The following is a 1,491-nucleotide window of genomic DNA, read 5'->3' as shown; positions in this document are numbered from 1 at the left end:
CACCGACACCCACACCCACGCCGACCAAGACCGGTACCCCCAAACCGACACCCACACGGACCGGTTCCGAGTCGTGCCCGCCCAGTGAAACGCCGAAGCCGCACCACCCCGGAAGCGGTGGCTACGGGCAGCACGCAGGCGCGTAACCGTCACGCGCTGGTCCCCAGCTGGCTCTCCATCGAGTCGTTCACCACGGGTCGTTCACCCGCGTGTGCCCGCCGCTCAGCCAGGGCGGGCGCAGCCGAGCAGGCGAAGGAACGAGCCGGCGGCGGTCAGGCCGTCGTCATCCGCACCGGTCACGCCGAGGACGACGTCGGCGCACCCGTCGCAGTCCCGGCCTCCGCCACCGCCGTGTGCGCGCGCTGCCGCCGGGACGGCGTTCGCCACCACCGCGGGGAACCGTAGTACGTACGGCCGGGGTGAGTCCGTCGGGAGTCCGGGGTGGGCCCGGGTGCTGTCACCAGGCCAGGGTGTCGTCCATCGACCGCTGCCAGTAGGTGGTGTTGAGGGAGTCGTCGATGTAGACGCCCGCGGCGGGCAGCGACGGGTGGGCGCCCGTACCGTCGTTGCATGCGGTCAGGGAGAGCGCGCCGAGCACGACGGTCGCGGCGGCACCGAGGAGACGGGTACGGGTGTTTCGGATGGTGGACATGTGGCCGTGCCTCTTTCGCGGTTCGGGTGGTTGTGGTGCTTGGATGAACGGAGCTTGTGCGGTGATCCGTCCCAACTGCCATGCACAGCGGGCAGATGAGGACAGCGGAGCGCCGAAATCCGCTCTGAGCGGGGGGAATACGGTGCCCCTGGAACGCTGGAACGGGACACTGTGAAATGGAGGAACGGGTGTCGGGTGCGGCAGGAGCCAGGGAGACGGACCAGTTCGCGACGCTTCTGCACGAGCTCAAGGACCGCTCGGGACTGAGCTACGGGGGGCTGGCCAAGCGACTGCACATGAGCACGTCGACACTGCACCGCTACTGCAACGGGACCGCGGTCCCGAACGAGTACGCGCCGGTGGAGCGCCTCGCGCGGGCATGCCGGGCGACGCCGCAGGAACTCGTGGAACTGCACCGGTGCTGGGTCCTGGCGGATGCGGCGCGCAAGCTCAGGGGGGATCAGGCGGCAGCCACGCGGGCCGAGGCGGCCGACTCGGGTGACGCCGCGGCGGGCGCGGCGGCGGGCGCGGCAGCCGGCCCGGGCGTGGATTCGTCCGCTCTTTCGGCCGCGGATTCGGCCGCAGGTCCGGCGATGGGTCCGCCGACGGGTCCGACCCCGGCTCCGGCCGCGGCCAACGTCGCGGCTCAGGGCGCCGGTGCGGCCCGCACCCCGGCCTCCCCCGCGCAGGGCGCGGACGGCAGCGCGGGTGGCGGGGCGGTGGGCGGGGCCGACGGCGGGACGGAGGTACCTGACGAGTCGGATGGGCCGGTCGTCGTCCGCCTCCCGCGCGGATCCGACTCGCCGCGACGGCTCCGTACCGTGCTGATCGCCACCGCC

3 protein-coding genes are annotated in these 1,491 nt (G+C 72.8%); 1 reads left to right on the top strand and 2 read right to left on the bottom strand.

What is annotated here, in order from left to right; translation table 11 throughout:
- Nucleotides 1-222: 222 nt before the first annotated feature.
- Both AC13HU_RS37030 and AC13HU_RS37025 read right to left on the bottom strand, forming a co-directional pair.
- On the bottom strand, nucleotides 223-390 hold the full coding sequence (locus tag AC13HU_RS37030; RefSeq protein WP_483046390.1) for a hypothetical protein: 168 nt from the start codon (nucleotides 388-390) through the stop codon (nucleotides 223-225).
- Nucleotides 391-457: 67 nt separating this feature from the next.
- Nucleotides 458-652 (bottom strand): hypothetical protein, encoded by a 195-nt coding sequence (locus tag AC13HU_RS37025; protein ID WP_483046389.1) that lies wholly within the window; start codon nucleotides 650-652, stop codon nucleotides 458-460.
- Nucleotides 653-828: 176 nt separating this feature from the next.
- Here AC13HU_RS37025 and AC13HU_RS37020 point away from each other — a divergent pair.
- Nucleotides 829-1,491 (top strand): helix-turn-helix domain-containing protein (locus AC13HU_RS37020; protein WP_483046388.1); only part of this gene is annotated, 663 nt, incomplete at its 3' end.

The sequence above is a fragment of the Streptomyces sp. NH27 genome, from assembly GCF_056859195.1.
Note: the sequence above shows the minus strand (reverse complement) of the source record. Positions and strands in the feature narration are given on the sequence as shown.

What these genes read in the sequence shown, in the direction of transcription:
- AC13HU_RS37025 (WP_483046389.1), bottom strand. Translation starts at nt 652, where the DNA reads ATGTCCACCATCCGAAACACCCGTACCCGTCTCCTCGGTGCCGCCGCG.